Source organism: Azonexus sp., from assembly GCF_049652925.1.
Lineage (GTDB): Bacteria > Pseudomonadota > Gammaproteobacteria > Burkholderiales > Rhodocyclaceae > Azonexus.
Genome location: NZ_JBASFI010000013.1, coordinates 42,972 through 60,431 on the forward strand (window position 1 = coordinate 42,972; position 17,460 = coordinate 60,431).

General features: G+C 55.4%; 16 protein-coding genes. 6 read left to right on the forward strand and 10 right to left on the reverse strand.

Annotated elements, in window-relative coordinates:
- Positions 1-98: 98 nt before the first annotated feature.
- The 10 genes from WBK19_RS05895 to WBK19_RS05940 form a co-directional block, all read right to left on the reverse strand.
- On the reverse strand, positions 99-449 hold the full coding sequence (locus WBK19_RS05895; RefSeq protein ID WP_511287843.1) for a hypothetical protein: 351 nt from the start codon (positions 447-449) through the stop codon (positions 99-101).
- A 233-nt stretch (positions 450-682) separates the two neighbouring features.
- Complete coding sequence (locus WBK19_RS05900) at positions 683-1,150, reverse strand: very short patch repair endonuclease (protein ID WP_511287845.1); 468 nt, start codon at positions 1,148-1,150, stop codon at positions 683-685.
- A gap of 41 nt (positions 1,151-1,191) precedes the next feature.
- The gene (locus WBK19_RS05905; protein ID WP_511287846.1) at positions 1,192-2,259 is read right to left on the reverse strand and encodes a PD-(D/E)XK motif protein; all 1,068 of its coding nucleotides are present in this window, start codon (positions 2,257-2,259) and stop codon (positions 1,192-1,194) included.
- Positions 2,241-4,913 (reverse strand): Z1 domain-containing protein, encoded by a 2,673-nt coding sequence (locus WBK19_RS05910; protein WP_511287848.1) that lies wholly within the window; start codon positions 4,911-4,913, stop codon positions 2,241-2,243. Before WBK19_RS05910 ends, WBK19_RS05905 begins: the two co-directional genes overlap by 19 nt.
- Positions 4,914-4,915: 2 nt before the next feature.
- Positions 4,916-6,226, reverse strand: a complete 1,311-nt coding sequence (locus WBK19_RS05915) for an ATP-binding protein (RefSeq protein ID WP_511287850.1) — start codon at positions 6,224-6,226, stop codon at positions 4,916-4,918.
- 97 nt (positions 6,227-6,323) lie between these two features.
- Entirely contained in the window at positions 6,324-7,952 is a 1,629-nt protein-coding gene (locus WBK19_RS05920) for a DNA cytosine methyltransferase (protein ID WP_511287852.1), read from the reverse strand.
- Between the two features lie 383 nt (positions 7,953-8,335).
- Positions 8,336-10,207, reverse strand: a complete 1,872-nt coding sequence (locus tag WBK19_RS05925) for a hypothetical protein (RefSeq protein WP_511287854.1) — start codon at positions 10,205-10,207, stop codon at positions 8,336-8,338.
- A gap of 251 nt (positions 10,208-10,458) precedes the next feature.
- Positions 10,459-10,671, reverse strand: a complete 213-nt coding sequence (locus WBK19_RS05930; RefSeq protein WP_511287856.1) for a helix-turn-helix transcriptional regulator — start codon at positions 10,669-10,671, stop codon at positions 10,459-10,461.
- 376 nt (positions 10,672-11,047) lie between these two features.
- On the reverse strand, positions 11,048-12,130 hold the full coding sequence (locus WBK19_RS05935; RefSeq protein ID WP_511287858.1) for a hypothetical protein: 1,083 nt from the start codon (positions 12,128-12,130) through the stop codon (positions 11,048-11,050).
- Between the two features lie 160 nt (positions 12,131-12,290).
- Complete coding sequence (locus WBK19_RS05940) at positions 12,291-13,772, reverse strand: ApeA N-terminal domain 1-containing protein (RefSeq protein WP_511287860.1); 1,482 nt, start codon at positions 13,770-13,772, stop codon at positions 12,291-12,293.
- Between the two features lie 299 nt (positions 13,773-14,071).
- Here WBK19_RS05940 and WBK19_RS05945 point away from each other — a divergent pair, with 299 nt between their 5' ends.
- Genes WBK19_RS05945 through WBK19_RS05970 form a run of 6 tightly spaced genes read left to right on the forward strand, consistent with a single transcriptional unit; the run spans position 14,072 to position 17,020 of the window.
- Positions 14,072-14,731, forward strand: a complete 660-nt coding sequence (locus WBK19_RS05945) for a metalloregulator ArsR/SmtB family transcription factor (RefSeq protein WP_511287862.1) — start codon at positions 14,072-14,074, stop codon at positions 14,729-14,731.
- 29 nt (positions 14,732-14,760) lie between these two features.
- Positions 14,761-15,201, forward strand: coding sequence for a hypothetical protein (locus tag WBK19_RS05950; RefSeq protein ID WP_511287864.1), 441 nt, complete (start codon positions 14,761-14,763; stop codon positions 15,199-15,201).
- Between the two features lie 28 nt (positions 15,202-15,229).
- Positions 15,230-15,571 (forward strand): DsrE/DsrF/TusD sulfur relay family protein, encoded by a 342-nt coding sequence (locus WBK19_RS05955; protein WP_511287866.1) that lies wholly within the window; start codon positions 15,230-15,232, stop codon positions 15,569-15,571.
- Between the two features lie 38 nt (positions 15,572-15,609).
- Positions 15,610-16,062, forward strand: a complete 453-nt coding sequence (locus WBK19_RS05960; protein ID WP_511287868.1) for a rhodanese-like domain-containing protein — start codon at positions 15,610-15,612, stop codon at positions 16,060-16,062.
- A 28-nt stretch (positions 16,063-16,090) separates the two neighbouring features.
- On the forward strand, positions 16,091-16,654 hold the full coding sequence (locus tag WBK19_RS05965; RefSeq protein ID WP_511287870.1) for a class I SAM-dependent methyltransferase: 564 nt from the start codon (positions 16,091-16,093) through the stop codon (positions 16,652-16,654).
- 36 nt (positions 16,655-16,690) lie between these two features.
- Positions 16,691-17,020 carry a YnfA family protein gene (locus WBK19_RS05970; protein WP_511287872.1) on the forward strand — a complete coding sequence of 110 codons (330 nt, stop codon included), beginning with the start codon at positions 16,691-16,693 and terminating at the stop codon, positions 17,018-17,020.
- The last annotated feature ends 440 nt before the right edge of the window (positions 17,021-17,460 follow it).

Below are 17,460 nucleotides of genomic sequence, written 5' to 3' on the forward strand. Positions count from 1 at the left end.
TTCAGGCGGGCCCATTGTACCACCGGCCCCGGGAGCCGCCGCGCAAAATGCGCCCTTCAGGCGCCCCGGCACGCCTCAAACCAGACGACGGGCAGTCCTTACCAGCCGAGGAGGGTCCGGATTCTGGCCATCATCCACGCGAGTTCATCGGCATCAATATCCCACTCGCCCGTGCGCGCCTTTTTGGCCACGCCCTGCGCCATGCGCTCCAGGTTGAAGTCGTGGCTCCAGTCCGGGTTTTCGCGCTCTTTGCGAGCACAATAGAGCATCAGCTGCTGCACCAGGTCCTCGCAGTATTCGTGGCGCAACCGGAGTTCATCATCGGTCCAGCCAACGACGTACTGCCCGTCAATGTAGCGTGCCAATAGTTTGGGCTGCACACCAGCGACGGCACCCACCGGGCCGCCACGAGGAAAATTGTCAGGAATTGGAGAAGTCGACAAGGTCATAGACTCCGTTTAGCTGATAAATGCGGTATTAGAAGTGTTTCCATTTCCGCAGGACTTCAGATAAGAAATCGTCTTCGGTTGCAGCAAGGCGCTGCTCGAGGGTTAAATTGATTTCCCAAGTCTGATTGCGAATACCGAAGGCCGTCACAGTGCCGACATCCGTATGGGCGCTAACGCCTCTTCGCCGTTCAGGTCTCTTGGACCATGCACTGAGAGTGCCTTTGTTCGCACCCTTAAGCCTTCAATTGTGCGCGAAGCCTCTTGAGCACTTGTGTCATGTCCTTAAGCTCATGCTCCCACACTCGAACCACAGTCCATCCCGCCGCCTCGAGAGCTCTTGTCGCCCTCTGGTCACGGGCCACATTGCCAGAAAGTTTCTTGGCCCAGAACTCCGAGTTATGGTCTGGCTTTCGACAATGCTCCGAGCACCCGTGCCAGAAACACCCGTCGACAAACACCGCAAGCTTTGCAGCACGAAAGAGGAAGTCCGGAACAACCGATATTCTGCCCTTTGACAAGGGCGTCGCGGCAGCCCTGTCTCCGGGGCTAAGCCAAGGACGCAAGGCGACATGACGTCGCCAGCCCGTGATGCGCTCTCGTTTAAAAACGTCAGCCAGTGCCAGTTCAGTCGACCGGTTGCCCTTACCTTGTATACGAGACATCACCAATGAGCGCTTTGCAGGCTCGAAAACGTCGACCATCCAAACCCCTACGCTTGAGCAGGTTTCCTAAAGGTGTTGAGCTATAAAGCCTGGTTACTGACCTTGTCGGCCATATCCTTCAACAGAGTCGACACTGCAGCAGGGCTTTCGCTAAGCAACCATTCGTCCGCAGCATCCAATCTTAATTCATAAGACACATTACCTACCCCGACTGGGACACCTTGAATCAATGATGAGGGTATCAATCTGGGGAACCCTGGCGTGATGCGATATAAACCTTGACCGCGAATTCTGAACTTAACTTTCTCGTATTCCAAAGCGTCTGGGTCCTCATACCCAGAAGCAAGCAACATCGATTCAAACAGGGTCAAGAGTGCGTGGTCACTGGACAACGCACCTCGAATCTCATTCACGAGTTTTGGCAAGGACTCAATACCACTCGCTTCGTCCCGAACCTTCAAGCAGAACAGGAGGAGCACGCCATCAACCGGTTCAAGTAGTTGCTCCAGCCCGTGAATTACATGACTGCCGTCCAACTTACCACTCGTCTTGACCTCGATGGCAAAGCTAGGCAATTCGAAATCGTTTCTAGCACCTGCGGGTCCTCGCCACATGGCCATCCCTCGCTCCAGACCAACACTCGGAAGCAACCATCGAGAAAGGAACCAGAGCTCCCCAAAAAGGCCCAAAAGTTGCTCTTTAGTCAGTAGGTTTTGTGCAACCCCAGCCCAAAATCGACGCCACTTGGACAACACACTCTGTACTAACCGAACGCGGCCAATACTTGCGCCAGCGAGCAGCGCTTCAACGAGCTCGCCAGTGACAATGTCGAGCGCCGCGTAGCCAGCCTGTTCGAGACACGCAATCTCAACGAACACGCCATTCTTAATGCCACCATCAAGCCTCATTTCGACTGTCTGAACCGCAATCCCCCTGCTCGTACGCTCGGACAATGAGCTCGGCTCACCTTCTGGAATTCGAACCAAGATGTAACGTTTCCTAGCAGCATCCATTGCAATGAACACGTCTGCGCAGCGAGAAGGGACTGCTACACGAACCCGAAGCCGCTCGCCGCTCGGCGGGTCGGACTCCAAGAGGTCCCACCGCATGTCCATGCCATTTTGTTCTGTCACAACACCGGCTTCCATGGTGCAGTGCCCTCGACGTACGACTCTGCCGGCCTATCCTTGGCGGCCTTAGGAAACGACACCGCAAAACCGATTAAGTCTCGAGCATCGCCACCATGCGGGTCCACGAACAGAGGTTCGCGCGCCGAACCTAGCTCGACTCCATCGTGACCGGAGAAGCAGCTAATGGGATAAATTACCAGCAACCCAGAATTCGAGTCGCGCGACAGTCGGGCTGCTCTGTTCAGTGTCTTTTCAATGCCGTCCGCCACCAGCTTCTGAGCCGCTGCGAGCTGTGCTTCAGTCAGGCCAAAGGTCTCATCTCCTGCCGTAGTGATAACGCCCAACGAGTTGGAGCCTTTAAGGCGCGTCCGACCAATGTTATTGATGATGCCGACGGAGGCAGGCATCCAAGACGCGGTTCCAAGCTTCTGGTTCAAAGACTCTCGACCGCGAATGGCTATAGTCCAATTGACCAGCCCTCCGTGTAGGTTCTGTTGTTCAATCCAGTCAGCCATTTGGCCCGGCACGCATCCGCACGCGTCTGGGTCGTAATCAAAATCTCGCAAGAATTCAACAACTGAGGCAGCATCAACATCGCCCCAGACTGCTGCGTATTCCTTAGGCTTTTGACGTATGGGCACACCAAGCTTCTCGATGAAGGAGCGAGCAAGCAAGCGATTGCGCTCACACATGGTTCCCAGTCGCTCCAAGTCCTTGACCGGAAACCTGAAAGTCTGTTCCAACTGTTCGGAGTAGCTTTCGCTGACATTGGTCAAGGTAGTTGCACGCTGCTTCAGCGAACTGGTCACTTGCATCGCGGGATGACGCAGGATTCTCATGCCCACATCTTTTGGCGTTATGCCAGGAACCTGCTCATAGACCTGCATGTCCTCACGTAACCGATGCTCAACCAAGGCCAAGTCCGTGAACCATCCAATGAGCTCACCGCTACTGTAGATGCGCACAAGGTCTTCGTAGCCGGCACGATAGCCATACCAACGAGCCATTTGAAGCAGCGTGTCATACTGGGGCGAGCGACGCGCAAAGTAGCTAACCAGCAGACCTTCGAGAGTCAGGCCGCGCGACAGCTTGTTGCCGCCCACTGCAATTGCCTTCAAGGACGGCTCGCGCTCATAGTCCAGCACTTGGCCGACTTGGCTGTTGATTTCACGAACCTCCACCGCCTCCATAAACTTGCCGATGAAGGGGATAAGCTTTTCGAACTCATGGACAGGCCGACCTTGCACTGACGTCGACGTCTTGATGAAGTCTCGGTCCCACAAAAGGTTGAGGCGATTCTGCAGACCAGCTTTCCGATTGTATCGCCACTCATCCTTGAGTTCCCGCCAGCGCTCTTCGACCATGAGCCTCAGCGGCCCCTGCTTCGCCGTCAAGTGGCTAGTATGAATGAGCATGGTGCACGGTGCATCCGGCTTGCCTCGTAACGCCCTTGCCGCGCCACCTAGAACGAATGCACAGATGGCTTCGTTCAATGAGGAGGTAAGGTCATTATTTTGAATCAGCGCGGCAATCTGGTCGGGAGGGACCGGCCGCAGAACTTGGATTCCCTCAATGCTCTCGTCCGTCGATGGGTCAAACCGACCGAAGAACTCCTCCGTCCCAAAATAGCCGTGTGGCTTTGGAAGGTCGATGAAGAAGTCCTTCGGGTACAGGTCCAACCCGGCTTTGGGGTCGTACTGCTCGTGTGGAATCAAGATGTTGGCAAAAGGAGTCGCCGTGTAACCCACATACGCCCGTCGCGCGAACAAAGACAGGAGCTCACGAATCAGGCCATTGATGACAGCAGGGGGCGTGTAGTCCGGGTCTTCCGGGTCGTAAGACTCCTCTGTCTGTATCGATGCCTTGACATCAACGCTCGCTTGGTCGGCCTCGTCATCGATGAACAGAGCCGGCAACGCCTTCCGCACTTCGTCGGGAGCCTTCAAGAACCAAGCCATCAACTTTCGAAGAACCGGCCCGTTCTTTTTGACCACCAGCAGCACTGGCTGCGACCCTTGAAGGGCTGCTTGGTTGGCCTGTCCTGGATTGAAGTCGCCATTCAGGTCGTCCGTCGTATACTGGTGCCACTGCTTACCAACTGGGGGCAGACGTACTGCTCCCGGCGGATTGTGCGGATAGCCAGTCAGTTCCTTGGTCAGGCGTATCTGCGTCTGCCGTCGTAGACCGTTATCGATACCGGAAAGCACCACGATGAGCCGGTAACCTGCGTCAGCCGCCTTGGCAATGACTGCAGTGAAGTTAGCCGTCTTGCCACTTTGTACATAGCCAAGCACCAAACCACGCACGTCGAACTCAGGAGTGGAGGGCGGCCGTAACTCGCGCAACACACGGTCGGAAGCGTCGTCCAGTGAGCTAACGGTGTCCTTTGGCCAGTTCTTTGTGCCTAGCAGATACTTGCGCAGCGTAGTCCAGTAGTACCACTCACTACGGTCGACATCGGCAAGCCAATCATCATCATATGCGGCGGCAGAAATCACCTTGGCGCGCTCAAAGGTGCGATTGCGCTCCTTCTCTAGCTCAGATGCGACCCACAGTCGAAGTTCTGGCGGAATCAGAGAACTATTAAGAACATCTTCGGGGGAGTGCCCCTCCTCAATCAGAAACCGCGCCGTGCGAAGCGCCTTTTCCTCTTGGAGACTGTACATTGACATGGTTATGCCTCCACCATGGGACGCGCACGTGCAATCGCATTCTCGACTGCCTCAACCTCGCCCGGCAGAGCTACTTGGATGAGTAGGCCGGCGACGATATCTAGTTCTTGGCGCGTCGCCTTCCGCTTGCCAAATTGAGATGAGGGCGAAGGCGGAGGGGGCGCCACTTTGCCATCATCCATTGCTGGGTCGGAAGTGGGTCCAGGGGTGTTGCCTTCATCTTCATCAGGGGTCGGAGGCTGAGCCGGCGGAAGTATCTTGGGGGTCGGTTTCGGCTTTCCTGTGCGATAAACCTCTTCGGCCATTTTGACGGCAGGCCGAATCCACTTCTCGATATCGTCTCGGATGACGGAAGGTAGCAGCACTCGCATTTTCGGCACGTTAATCTTGAAATCATCATCAAGCTTCGGATTAAACGAGATAGCAATACGTGATAGCTTGCGGTGCTCGTCGATTGCGCGTAGGCCGCACCACCCGCCACTCTGAATCATCCGGTCGGCGCGGTAGATGTAGAAGCCTTGTTGCGCGTTCCACTTGCGAGGGCCAGATGCGCGATTGAACGCTTCTGGGGACGAGAATAGTGCTTGGGAAGGAAGCACAAAGGGCTCAACCAAGACATCACCCTTGCCTTTGACGCCATCGACGCGGAACGCTTTTGCTTGGGGCTGTATGGTCGCCGCTTCACCTCGCGCGAATGGGTCCCACGGAACGACCTTATTCTCATTAACGTAGAGTGCCAGTCGCTTACCTCTCACCTCTCCGGCGAGGAATCGATGGAATACCATCGCGGCGTAACCCTCCAATTCCCGGGTCAGCGCAAGTAACTGCTTACGCGCCGGCTCGCCGTCGGGATTCTTATAGTCGAGCACGCGGTCGAGCTGCTCCCAGACTACGACAGTACCTGTTGTCTCCTTCAAGTGTTGGCGTACAAGAGAAGGCAACTCGGCGGACTTGATGTTGAGAATTTCCCATCGATTCGTAGCCTCGATGTGGTCAACGTCCCAACGGTAGGCCATGATGTCTGCCCTGTTCGGATTCGAACGAGTGGCGACAGTCAAACGCATGCACTGACTTAGCGAGGCCGTCTTCAGCCCAAGTCCGAACTTGCCAAGGTCAACGTCGTCGTAGTCGCGCTCAGAACCAAATCGCAAAGCTTCCTTGAGGACTTCCGACTTCATGCCTTCGCCATTGTCCGCAATCATCACGCACGAGGAGGAGCCTTCCCATTCGACGTTGATGCGAACCGTGTTCGCCTTCGCGGCAATTGAGTTATCAATAAGGTCGGCAATTGCTGCTGCGAATTCGTACCCCATGTCCCGAAGCGAACGAATGAGACGCTTCGCGCTCGGGATGACCTCCAAACCATTTGATGTCAAATCAATGCCCCCTAGGCGTGTTTCGACCGCCTTCTCAATGTATGTGGCTAACGGCCCCTGCCATCAATGCCGCGGAAAAATAGTATTCATCCTCTTCGAGCAACCCTTCATCAAAGCGCCGCCTTGCCTCGTGTGCGATAGGAATGAGTTCGACCGGCCATCCACTCCGCACATAGTACGGCTCAACAACAAAACTGACGTCTCGCTGCGGACCTTTGCTGAGCGCACTCCCATTGTCGACAATAGCGTCAGGATGGAGCTTCGGATGAAGGAATCCCACCGCCCACCATGCCGTCAGCAGCTCATCCTTAGAGAGCAATGGGAGCGGACGTAGAAAGAGCAACTTAACAACACCCTCAAGCAGTTCGATGGCCGCCTGCCTATTGGCCGGAAGGGTGGCCCCAGCCTGCGGTGCCCACTGGTCGCTATCGACCGCGCAACTCACGTACTCCATTACCGCCAAACCCATCGCCTTGCCCACCAAAGGAGGCACCGCATTGCCAATCTGGGCGAACGAATGCGTTCGTTCTGGCGGCAGCAGAAATGTGTCAGGGAAGCTTTGCACCCGAGCCGCCTCACGTGGAGTCAGTGACCTGCACTGCACAGGATGGATGAACATCAGCCCATCCTTCTTCAAATGAGCAACGATGGTCGAGCACAGGCCATTGCGGCTTTGCCGCGTGTAGCGGTCCTTGAAGTTCTCCCGGTCGTAAGGAAACTCCATTTCCTCGCCTCTGGCAATCGCTTGCTTGCTGTTCTCACCTTCACGTAAACGAAGGAAGTCCCGCCTGTCCCGCTCACTGTGCGGCCTTGCGGCATGGCCAGTGAGCATCTTGACCTTGTTCGCCTTGAGTAAGTCGTAAATGTACCTTTTCCCATATCGCCGGATATGCGCCTTACGAAGCTCTTGGTCGTACGCGCGCTCGAACAGTTCATCTCCAGCGACAATTTCCGGGAGGTCACCGATGGCTTCACCGAGGGTGACCACTGACTCCAGTCCGCCACATGATTCTTCGCCAATCCCGGCGTGCGTATGCTTTATGTACCGGTCAGGAATGAAGAGAGGCAGTTCCCGCCTAGTGCCAATGAACAGCTGTCGGACGCGCTTCTGAGGAACGCCGAAGCGCCACGCTTCTACTTCATAGGGGATGACCCGGTAGCCCATCTCCCTGCTCTCTACCTGTACTCTGGTAAAAAACTCACCACCAGCTGCCGACCGCAGCCCAGGCACATTCTCCATAATGAAGACCTTCGGCTGGTAATACTGTACGTAGCGCAAGAACTCCTGATACAAACTGCGCCTCGGGTCTTCGACAAGACGGTCTCCATGGTTTGCCCCGTCCACCTGACGTGCCTTTGAGAACCCTTGACAAGGTGGACCACCAACGATGATGTCCACCCGATGAGGCGCAATCAACTCGTCTAGGTCCTGCGGCCTGAACTTCGTCAGGTCTTGAACCAGCGCATGCGGCACTCCCGGGTGGTTTGCCTTAAATGTCTCAATGGCATGAGCATTGAAATCGACGGCAGCAATGCACTTCACCCCAGCCCATTCGAGGCCAAGGGAAAACCCTCCGCATCCGGAAAAAAGGTCTAAACAGGTCAGCTGTCGCAGCCCCCCCTCCATATGTTGCTCAGTCTCACTTCTATTTATCTTGGTCATCGTGGTCCAGTTTACACGATTGAAATTCGGTCCGCGCTGGTTCAATCACTGCCCATTGATTCTCACGCCGGAGCCAAATGGTAGAGTGGCATACAATCCATGTCCAGCTTAGCAGCGCCACACGAGCCCGTTGTCATTATTAAATGCTTACGTCTTGGAAAAAGCTTCTGCGTAATACTGCGAGCAACCTCCCCAATTGGATGCCTAAATCCGCTGCGCAACCCTACAATGCCTCTTAATTTCCACCCCCCATGCAATCCTGTGGGAACCACATTAGCCCCCCGCCAGCGTGGCTCATGAATCCCGAGGGTAAACGTGCCAGTGACATCTGGGTTGCGCTCACCAATGGCTTGAACCGAGCCCTCTCCCCAGCAGCCCTCTGCTTACATCCGTTCAAATGCGCTTTTCAGCGCCGCATGCGCCCGCGTCGCACCGTCCGTCCCGCGCAAATGCGCATAGTGCTTCCGCACGGTGTCCTCCCGGTCGTGAAGGACCTGCGCCGCCACTTCCCACGCCCCGGGTATCGCTTTTAAGATGGCCGTGCCGTTGATATACCGGAATGCATGCGGGCCTACACCGGGGCAGTGCAAAAGGTGCCGCTTGGTCAGTTGGAAAACCCGGCTGTTCAGTGTCTCCCAACCGTTACTCTTGGCCCCTCCGTCAGCTGACAAAAAGACATAATCAGTTTCCTTTGCATTCGGCAAGAGCGACCGGAACTGTTTGAGATAGCGCTCGATATCGCTCCAGACAGTTTGCTCGACCGGCATCTCGTACGGCCGGTCTTTCGCCGCTCCTGCTTGGTTTTTAAAGAACTCAGGGGCAATTACAATCCACCACGAGCCATCCCGGGCTTGTCTCAACTGACCACTGTTGTCGGCCCTGTAGGAAAGCAACTTCATGTTCTTTGCTCGTAATGGGTTCGAAGCAAGCAGTTTGATTAGGAGGACGTCGCGCGCCCATACCGCTTCCGTTACCCCTCCCGTGCTTGGCCGAGCGGCTTTCAAGCGCTGAACCATATCGCTCACCGCCTCCATCGGTTTGGCTTGCTCCAAAATACGCCCAATCGGTTCAAAGGGGTCACGGGCACACTTCAGTCTCGGCGCGAGTTGTTGTAACGCCTTCTTGGTCCAATCAAAAGCTTTGCCACAAAGGTCTTGCCACGCCCCACTCAAGCCGAGAGCCGGATGATGAGCACCCGACAATTGCGGCGACTGCGTGAGATATCCTGTTTTAGGATGCACCAGGCCTTTCACGAGGTTTATAAAATTGATGATGCCTTGATGAACCGTGCCTTCCGCGCGAAGAGCCAGCCATTGCACGTAATTCGTCAGATGAGGTGGGGCCAAAACACAAGCAAGGCTCTGCACTGCCTCACTGGGCAGGCCCGCACCACCGCTGGCTTTTGGCAAAGAAAGCCAACCGCAGTATCTAGCAACCGCGGACCAATACAATGAGGCCGTCGGGCAATACTTATCGGCGACGAAGCAGTACCATCGTTTGTCGCTGACAACGATGGTCGTGTGTTCAGTCAGTCGCCACAGCCCTTTGGGGTGGCGCTCCAGTAGCGTCAATAGCGAGGTCTTGTAGCCCAAAAAATCCTGCCACTCCGCTTTGAAGGCATCCGATATCACGGATAGTCGAAACGAACTGTGGCGGCTTTGACGGAGTCGCTCTCGATAGCGGATAGGGGTGACGGCCGCCGTTGTCTCCTGTGAAACAACGGGTGTATAGCCCAGCAGCGAAATAAGGGCTCCGCGCTCCAAACCAAGGTAGGACTCGAGCCGTCGAACTTTGGGTCCCGATGCTGTTTGCGGGGTAACGCCTGCGGCCCAGCGTTGGAGTGCTGACTTAGAAATGCCCGAGTCGCGCGCTAGGTGACTGATGCTACTCGCTGCTGAGATGAGCTCGCGGATGGCAACCTGAAAAGGGGTAAATGAATTGGTGGTGGCCGCACTCTCTCGGTCCTGTGCAAGTAGCAACGAGCGCCAATGCCCGAGCAGGTTTTTTCGGTTTGCGACAAAAGCGGAACTTCGCCCCTCCCGGCTCAACGTCTCAACGTGTTCGTGCAGCCGTCGGTAATAGGAAGCGCGCAGGTGGGAGCCTATTGTGCACTCGGGGGTAAATCCGCGGTCAACCATAAAGCCTCGCAGCGCGGACAGGTGATTGCTGAGAACCTGGGGAGGTTTGCCACTCGTGCTTAAGGCTGCCTTCATGGCCTCTTGCAGGTGGTTGAATGTGAAATGACTAGCTGTCATGGGCTTTTTCCGGTGTGCCCGACGGCTACTCTGTACTGTCAGCGAGTCATTAAGTGACACCGTTAGGAAGTAATGAGCCATGTGCCTAATCCACTGTTTTGTCTACGATAGTATACAACTATCAACGACACAAGTCTTTTAATACCTAGGCTATCACTCTCATTATCTACATACCGGGAGTTTTTGGTCGGGCGAGGTCAACTCGCCCTTCATATAGCTAAACCAGACCGTTTTCCGGTGCCCCTCACCAACTAGATGGGCCCCATCCAGCTTTCCTGCTCGGCCACCAAGCGTCGACGCCAGACTGCGACAGCCTTTTCCGTCCAGTAGACATGCTTGCCGAGGCGGATGGGTGGAGGAAAAGAGCCATCTCGAACCATGTTTTCCAAGGTACGAAGCGAAATTCGCAGGGCCTTGCAAAGCTCGCTTTTTGCAATAAAGTGGGTATTGTCAGCAACAGTCATAACAGGCTCCGAGTTAAGTTTGGGCCTTGTATAGCGACCATGCTTGGCAAACTAGAATTTCCGCCGGTATCACCCTACATCGGGCGTCGGCATAATGGTTGGTGCGGAATATCGCTCCAATTGGCCAGCGTTTCGCATCACCCCTGACCACAAAAAATCGTATTCCTGACCACGCCCACGTCATCAGGCAACAACCGGCCATGAGCCGCCGGTCGACCTTGCTATCCAATTTGAATACCTAAGGCTTCCACCGACCCAGCCGAACGACCGGTTTTTTCAAAGTCGAAAACTCAACCTAGGCCAGGTAGCTACAATACTTCCGCTTGTGCAATTAAAGTAAAAAACGACAATATGAAAAACTGCTCATTGTCGATGGCTAGTTCTGCAAGGCATCTATCACCTGGTTCCGCCTATCCGGAGGCATTCGAAGTGCAAATTCATCCGGTATTGACACGCTTATTCGGGTAAAACGCTCATCAGCTTCGAAATTGCGCGGGCGGAACATAGCCCACGCTTGGGCAAGCCCTTTGTCCATTGTGCAGATTGCGACCTTGCCCGTGCCGGGAACTCGATGGATTTGTATCAAAAATTCCATCTGCCAGACATCAAACAGGGCGTTGTAAATATCGCCATTAAGAACTTTAACCCGTGGTTTCAGTACAGCGCGTCCAGGGGACTCCTGCTCCTTTTTTACCGGGTGGTTGTCGTAAAGGCAATCCAACGTGAGCATGTAAAGGAAAGAGCTTCGAGCCAACCCCAATTTATCAGCAAGCCTTTCCAGCGCATCGTGGACAGCCACCAGGTTTGCATCCTTAACTCTGTTGGCGAGAAATGGGTAGGCGTTGGTCAGAAATTCGGCGTCGCGCGGGTACCGTTGGCGCCGTTCCTCAACAATACGGTAGGCGCCGAGAATGCTCTCATCGGTTGGTATAAAGACCGATTGATTGGGCATCCCCTGCTGAAGGCGTGCGGCGACCTGTCGAACTTCATCTGACATCTCCGCCAGGCTGGGAAACTGGCGAGTATTCCCTTCAATCGCTATGAGCATTGGATGGATATGCTTAGCGGCACGGTCGAGATGCTCCAGCCCATCTGGTAGTAAATTCGAGCGAGCCAGCTCCCGGCTGAACTGAGGAAATTTTTTTGCGACGTTCTGGTCGGGCAACAAGTAATTTGCTTGAACCAGGAACACCGGCAGCCATCCACCCTCGGTTAGCCCGAATACTTTGACTAATGGCTTGGGCAGCAAACAAAAGCTGACATCCCCTTGTCCGTCGAAATTGTGTTCAGGACCGGACAGAGCGACTTCTGCCCCGCTTATAACAATTGGTAGCGGCGCGCCTTCCAGCAGATAGCGTCGAAGCTCGTTAACCCCGAGAGGCACTACAAGGAGCTCCCCTTTTTGGGCGTTCACCACTGCTTCGTGCCCCGCCTCCTCTACAAATTTTATTTGAATCATTGCTGAAATTGGGCCTGATGAGCATCCTTTCGAGTCTAATCGTCTGGAACGTTTATGTTGTCGTCAATTAAAGTCGAAGATTGCTCTGCCTCTTAAATAGCCGCCCATTCGTAAACCTTAGTGAGCGGCCCCCTGTACCGCCTGCGTCCAATCTGCCCTACTAGCCGCTGGTTGCTCGCTTAATTTCTGCCAATCCAATGTCGTACCCAGCGCGAAATCGGGCGAAACCGTGCCCCCATCCGTGTAGATTAGAGTTCCACCGCTGTGCATCCCAGCCTGCTTCAATGAAATCTGAAGCGGCGAAGGCAAACTCAAGCGCGTCAGTAAGGAATGGTACAAACGGTTCAACCTTTGGGAAGTCGATGTCAGACGTGCTCCCGTGAACAAAGAAATTGCGGCATCGAACTGCTACATTGGTCACAAATTGCAGTTCAGGAAACCGCTCCCCTAGCCTCGAATCAACGATTTCCACTCGGTGCGCAACTTTCTTGGGGAGCGAGGGCTTGCCGAGCCTACCAAGCGCCGACAAGGCGCCGTTCCGGTCGACTCCAGCCGGGTGCTTTCGAAACATCGCAGCACACTCATCTCTGGTTGCAGCCAATGCGGCTGGTAATTCGAAAGCCAATGGCACAGCATCTGTAGGCAGAATATCGAACATGTTGGCAGCCGCAACGAGCCGCTCGGGACCATATTTATTAACCTTCCGCATGCACTCCAAGTACCGTAATCGCGCGACTCTCCAATCATTGTGCCTGCTAATCCAGTTAGAGAGTATCGAGGCAAATTCAGCGCCGTATTGAACAGGGTTGAATGGAACGTCTCCTGGATGTGGTTTGTGCTGCTCGCTCTTACTACTTGTCTTCCAGCGATAGCTGGGATGAACAGTAAGCGCTACAGGGATATTTTCAATTACCTCCGTCGTGCTGACATGGATATGCTCAATCCCTTGAGTACGTCCCGCAGCCATCGAGAGAAATGAAGCAACGTCGTACATTCGACCCACTGCTTCGCTAAAGCACACTGGCTCCTCAGGCTCCACGGTCACCACGATGCGGTTCTTGAGGAAGACGCCCGATGGGCCGCCCATACTGTAACGTGGTCTGTGATGCACTGCCACGCGGCCAATTTCAGTGGAGATGTTGGCAATACAATCCTTTCCAGTGAAATAGAAAACTTGTGGCATCTCCCCCGCATCGACGGGCCGCATTTTGCGACGTTCTTGCAGCACTACATCGATAATAGATTTTGAGTCGACAACACCGCCGAATGCGTCAAAATCATAAAAAAGTGTTTCAAGGTCGGTGGCTGTGAAGTGAATCGACTTGATGCATCGGTCGTCGGCTTTTAGGTGACGGCGTCCGATGGCAACGTAATGTGGAAAAACATCCGCACTATAACGAGTGGAGCCCCCCAGAAAAGTGCTCCGACCTAGGCCTGGGCTAAGGCAATCGATGAGTGTGATGCATTCACCGGAATATGCGACTCCCTCAATATTGGTTGCATCCTCGACTCTCGCCAGAACCTCATCAGAGTGCAATTTGAGTAATGTGTTCGCCCCCTTCAGTCGTAGTTCGCCCACAGCAGATTGCTCCCCTGGCAACTGAAAGCTCCCGAGAAAACGACTAGCTTGTTTCTTTTTCATAACCGGAGAAATGGAGCATAAATGAGGCGATTGTACGTGGAGGTAAGGTCACCAACGGCCGTTTCGTAGAACTCCGTTCCGCAAAAAATTGGGATTGGCACAACGACGGCCATGGAGAAAGCTGACCGTCCGCAAAGGGTCGGGTGCTGCCCTTTGTTACGGCAAACAGTTGGCATCAGGCAGTTGCCGGCCAGAAGCGGCCAATGCGCGTCAAGCATTTCAATGTCTGATGACTGACTGGTAGCAGTCGTTTTCGGCTGACGGTTTACACTCAATCTAATAATCGTTAGATTGTCCACATGAAACAGACCATTACCAAGTCCTACCTCTACGAACACGTTGCCCGTATCGGCAAGGCGATTTCAAGCCCCAAGCGCCTGGAACTTATCGAACTGCTCGCGCAAGGCGAAAAGACCGTCGAGACCCTCGCCAAACAGGCCCGCATCGACATGCGACTGGCAAGTGCCCATCTTCGGTCCCTGCGTGAAGCCCGTCTGGTTGAAACACGCCGCGATGGCAAGTTCATCCATTACCGCTTGAGCGGCCCAGATGTCGCCCAGTTGTGGGTCAATGTTCGAGAAGTGGCCGAGGAGCACCTCATCGAACTGCGTGTGGCGCTCGACCAGATGGCCGCCTCGCCGGATGCACTGTCATCCGAGAGCCGCGAGTCCCTGCTGGCCAAAGCCCGCAGTGGCGACATCGTGGTCATCGACGTTCGCCCCGAAGCGGAATACGTCGCCGGTCATCTTCCGTTTGCCCGTTCGCTGCCGCTGGCTGAGCTGGAAAAGCGTCTTGCCGACCTGCCACCCGGCAAGGAAATCGTCGCCTACTGCCGTGGCCCGTTTTGCCTGATGTCCGACGAAGCCGTGAAGCTGCTGCGCCAACGTGGCTACACCGCTCACAAGATTACCGATGGTGTCAGCGAATGGAGTGCTGGCGGCCTACCCATCGAGAACTGAAGTCAAAACCACAACAGAGGAGACAACTCGTGAAACATCTATCCCTATTCGCCCTGTGCGGCACCTTGGCTTTCTCAGCCATTGCCGCCGATGTCTCGATGGCGGTCCCCGGTGCACAGACGGCCAGCGGTCAGAAGGTCCTGACCTTCATCGCCAAAGACCCACCGGGACAGCGCTGCAATGGCAACCTGCAAGTGGCCGCTGAAATCGCCAACACCTATCGGGTGCCTATCCAGTTGCTGCCGTCAACTCTTGCACCCGGATTGCCAGCTCCCGCCGTCTTCTACGGCACCCAGCTCATCGTGGCCGACGGCAAGGATTTCAACGGTGCCGCCAGCTACCAAATCGTCGCCGATGTCCTCGACCTGGAGAGCGTGCCGAAACAGGCCAAGTCAGGACTGCTATTCCAGGACGTCGTGCGCAAGGATTTCGATGCCCTGAAGGCCACTATCAAGGCCGGGGGCAAATAACTTTCTCAACAACAATAGGGAGCCCAGCATGAACACCTTGTTCGTCCTCAATGATGGCCCGTACGGCACAGAACGCAGCTACAACGCCCTGCGCCTCGCGCGCGCCCTCAGCAAGATGGAAAGCGAGACGGTACGCATATTCCTGATGGGCGATGCAGTGACTTGTGCCAAGAGCGGCCAGAAAGTCCCCGATGGCTACTACAACGCTGGGGACATGGTGCGGATGGTCGGTGGCGAAGTGGGTCTCTGCGGCACCTGCATGGATGCCCGCGGCATGGACGCTGACCAGGTGGTCGAGGGCGCTCGCCGTAGCACCCTGAAGGAACTGGCCGAATGGACATCGGCCGCCGACAAGGTGCTGGTGTTCTGATTTATCAACGTAATACAACAATCCCAATAGGAGACAAGATGCCATTCAAATTGATGCGCGCCGCTGCGCTGGCGCTCGCCGTCATTGCGGCACCGGCCATGGCTAACGAAGAAGCCGTCAAGGCCATGGAGGAGTATCTGGACTTCGTCGATTACGGCGGCGCCACTATCTTCCCGGAACAGATTCCCAAGGAGGACTGGAAGAGGTTCTACGTCATCGATGCTCGTGATAAGGACCAGTACGCCAAGGAACATATTCCCGGTGCCGTGAATATCGAATGGCGCCAAGTGCTGGCCAAGCGGACCAGCATTCCGAAAGACAAGCCGGTGCTCATTTACTGCAACACCGGAAGCCTTTCTGCTCAAGCTGGGTTCGCGCTGCGCATCGCCGGTTACGACAACCTGCGCATCCTGCAGGGCGGCTTTGCCGAATGGAAGGCCAAGGGCGGCCTCGATGCAGCTACCAAGGCCACTGGCCAGGCCAAACACTGAGGGTGCAATGAAGGGACGCGAGAGTGGCATGCCTGACGAGGCCTGTTGGGCCTCGTTTTTCGACCCGGAGGGTATTCTCGACCGTGTGCTGGTTAGCCAGGGCGGCTGCTACAACGTGGTCGAGTTCGGCTCTGGCTACGGGACTTTCACGCTGCCGGCGGCGAATCGCACACGAGGGCTGATTACGGCACTCGATATTGAGCCTGATATGGTGAGCTTGGTAGACCAGCGCGCCCATGCGACGGGTGTATCCAATGTTCGGGCAGTGCTCCGCGATTTCGTGGCGCATGGCACCGGGCTCGCGGACGGCTCGCAGGGGCATGCCATGGTGTTCAACTTGCTGCATATCGAAACGCCCATCGCCTTGCTACGCGAGGCGTATCGGAGCCTGCAGCCGGGTGGCATCCTGTCGGTAATTCATTGGCGCAGCGACATCGAAACGCCTCGTGGGCCACCGTTGGCCATTCGCCCCACTCCGGAACAGTGCACAGCCTGGTTGGCCGAGGCTGGATTCGATTCGGTGGTTCCGGTGGACCTTGGCTCAGCGGCACCATACCACTTTGGGTTGCTGGGACAACGGCTGACAAACTGAGGCAGTATAAGGGACTCCGCTATTTCGAGATAACTCATGGAACTGTTGCGTCTGAGTCTTCTGTTTGCCGTCACCGCCGTTGCCGAAATCGTTGGATGTTATCTGCCATGGCTTGTTGTGAAGCAGGGCAAGAGTCTGTTCCTGCTGGTGCCAGCCGCATTTTCCTTGGCGTTGTTCGCCTGGATGCTGACTCTGCATCCGACTGCGGCGGGGAGAACCTACGCCGCATACGGCGGCATGTATATCGCCGTTGCGCTGCTCTGGCTGCACTTTGTCGATGGCATCGCACTGACGCGCTGGGATGCACTGGGTGCGGGCATCGCCCTTGTTGGTATGGCGGTGATTGCGATGCAGCCTTCTGCTTGATGCTTACTACGGCATGTCGGCAACGCCACCCAAAGCAGTCACATAAAAGGGAGCAGCTCTACGGCTGCATTGGGTCGCGAAGCGACCGTCCTCCCTCCGGATTCATCGCCGGAAAGCGGTCAGTGAAATTCCACTTCCAGTAAGCGGCCGGTCGTCACCGATTGCTCTCGACCCATTCCCGATAGCGGCGAGTCAGCCAAAGCCAGGTTTTTCGAACCGGAGTACCAGGATGTGGCTTTAGAAGGTTGGGGGATGCAATGCGTCTCCCTGGCTTTCTTCTTCTAATAACTTGGACGTTTATTGGAAGATAGACCTATCTTTCAATATTTTGAGAAGATAGTGAGAAGATGGCCACTCTCCGCCGCGACCTCCAAGCCGAAATCCGCGAGTATCTGCACCAACCGCTGGCTGCGGGCCAAGCTGACCGATGTCGCACCAAC

Bases quoted from the DNA above. Each gene is read 5' to 3' on its own strand.
- WBK19_RS05895 (WP_511287843.1), bottom strand. From the start codon at position 449: ATGACCTTGTCGACTTCTCCAATTCCTGACAATTTTCCTCGTGGCGGC.
- WBK19_RS05900 (WP_511287845.1), bottom strand. From the start codon at position 1,150: ATGGTCGACGTTTTCGAGCCTGCAAAGCGCTCATTGGTGATGTCTCGT.
- WBK19_RS05905 (WP_511287846.1), bottom strand. From the start codon at position 2,259: ATGGAAGCCGGTGTTGTGACAGAACAAAATGGCATGGACATGCGGTGG.
- WBK19_RS05910 (WP_511287848.1), bottom strand. From the start codon at position 4,913: ATGTCAATGTACAGTCTCCAAGAGGAAAAGGCGCTTCGCACGGCGCGG.
- WBK19_RS05915 (WP_511287850.1), bottom strand. From the start codon at position 6,226: ATGGGGTACGAATTCGCAGCAGCAATTGCCGACCTTATTGATAACTCA.
- WBK19_RS05920 (WP_511287852.1), bottom strand. From the start codon at position 7,952: ATGACCAAGATAAATAGAAGTGAGACTGAGCAACATATGGAGGGGGGG.
- WBK19_RS05925 (WP_511287854.1), bottom strand. From the start codon at position 10,207: ATGACAGCTAGTCATTTCACATTCAACCACCTGCAAGAGGCCATGAAG.
- WBK19_RS05930 (WP_511287856.1), bottom strand. From the start codon at position 10,671: ATGACTGTTGCTGACAATACCCACTTTATTGCAAAAAGCGAGCTTTGC.
- WBK19_RS05935 (WP_511287858.1), bottom strand. From the start codon at position 12,130: ATGATTCAAATAAAATTTGTAGAGGAGGCGGGGCACGAAGCAGTGGTG.
- WBK19_RS05940 (WP_511287860.1), bottom strand. From the start codon at position 13,772: ATGAAAAAGAAACAAGCTAGTCGTTTTCTCGGGAGCTTTCAGTTGCCA.
- WBK19_RS05945 (WP_511287862.1), top strand. From the start codon at position 14,072: ATGAAACAGACCATTACCAAGTCCTACCTCTACGAACACGTTGCCCGT.
- WBK19_RS05955 (WP_511287866.1), top strand. From the start codon at position 15,230: ATGAACACCTTGTTCGTCCTCAATGATGGCCCGTACGGCACAGAACGC.
- WBK19_RS05960 (WP_511287868.1), top strand. From the start codon at position 15,610: ATGCCATTCAAATTGATGCGCGCCGCTGCGCTGGCGCTCGCCGTCATT.
- WBK19_RS05965 (WP_511287870.1), top strand. From the start codon at position 16,091: ATGCCTGACGAGGCCTGTTGGGCCTCGTTTTTCGACCCGGAGGGTATT.
- WBK19_RS05970 (WP_511287872.1), top strand. From the start codon at position 16,691: ATGGAACTGTTGCGTCTGAGTCTTCTGTTTGCCGTCACCGCCGTTGCC.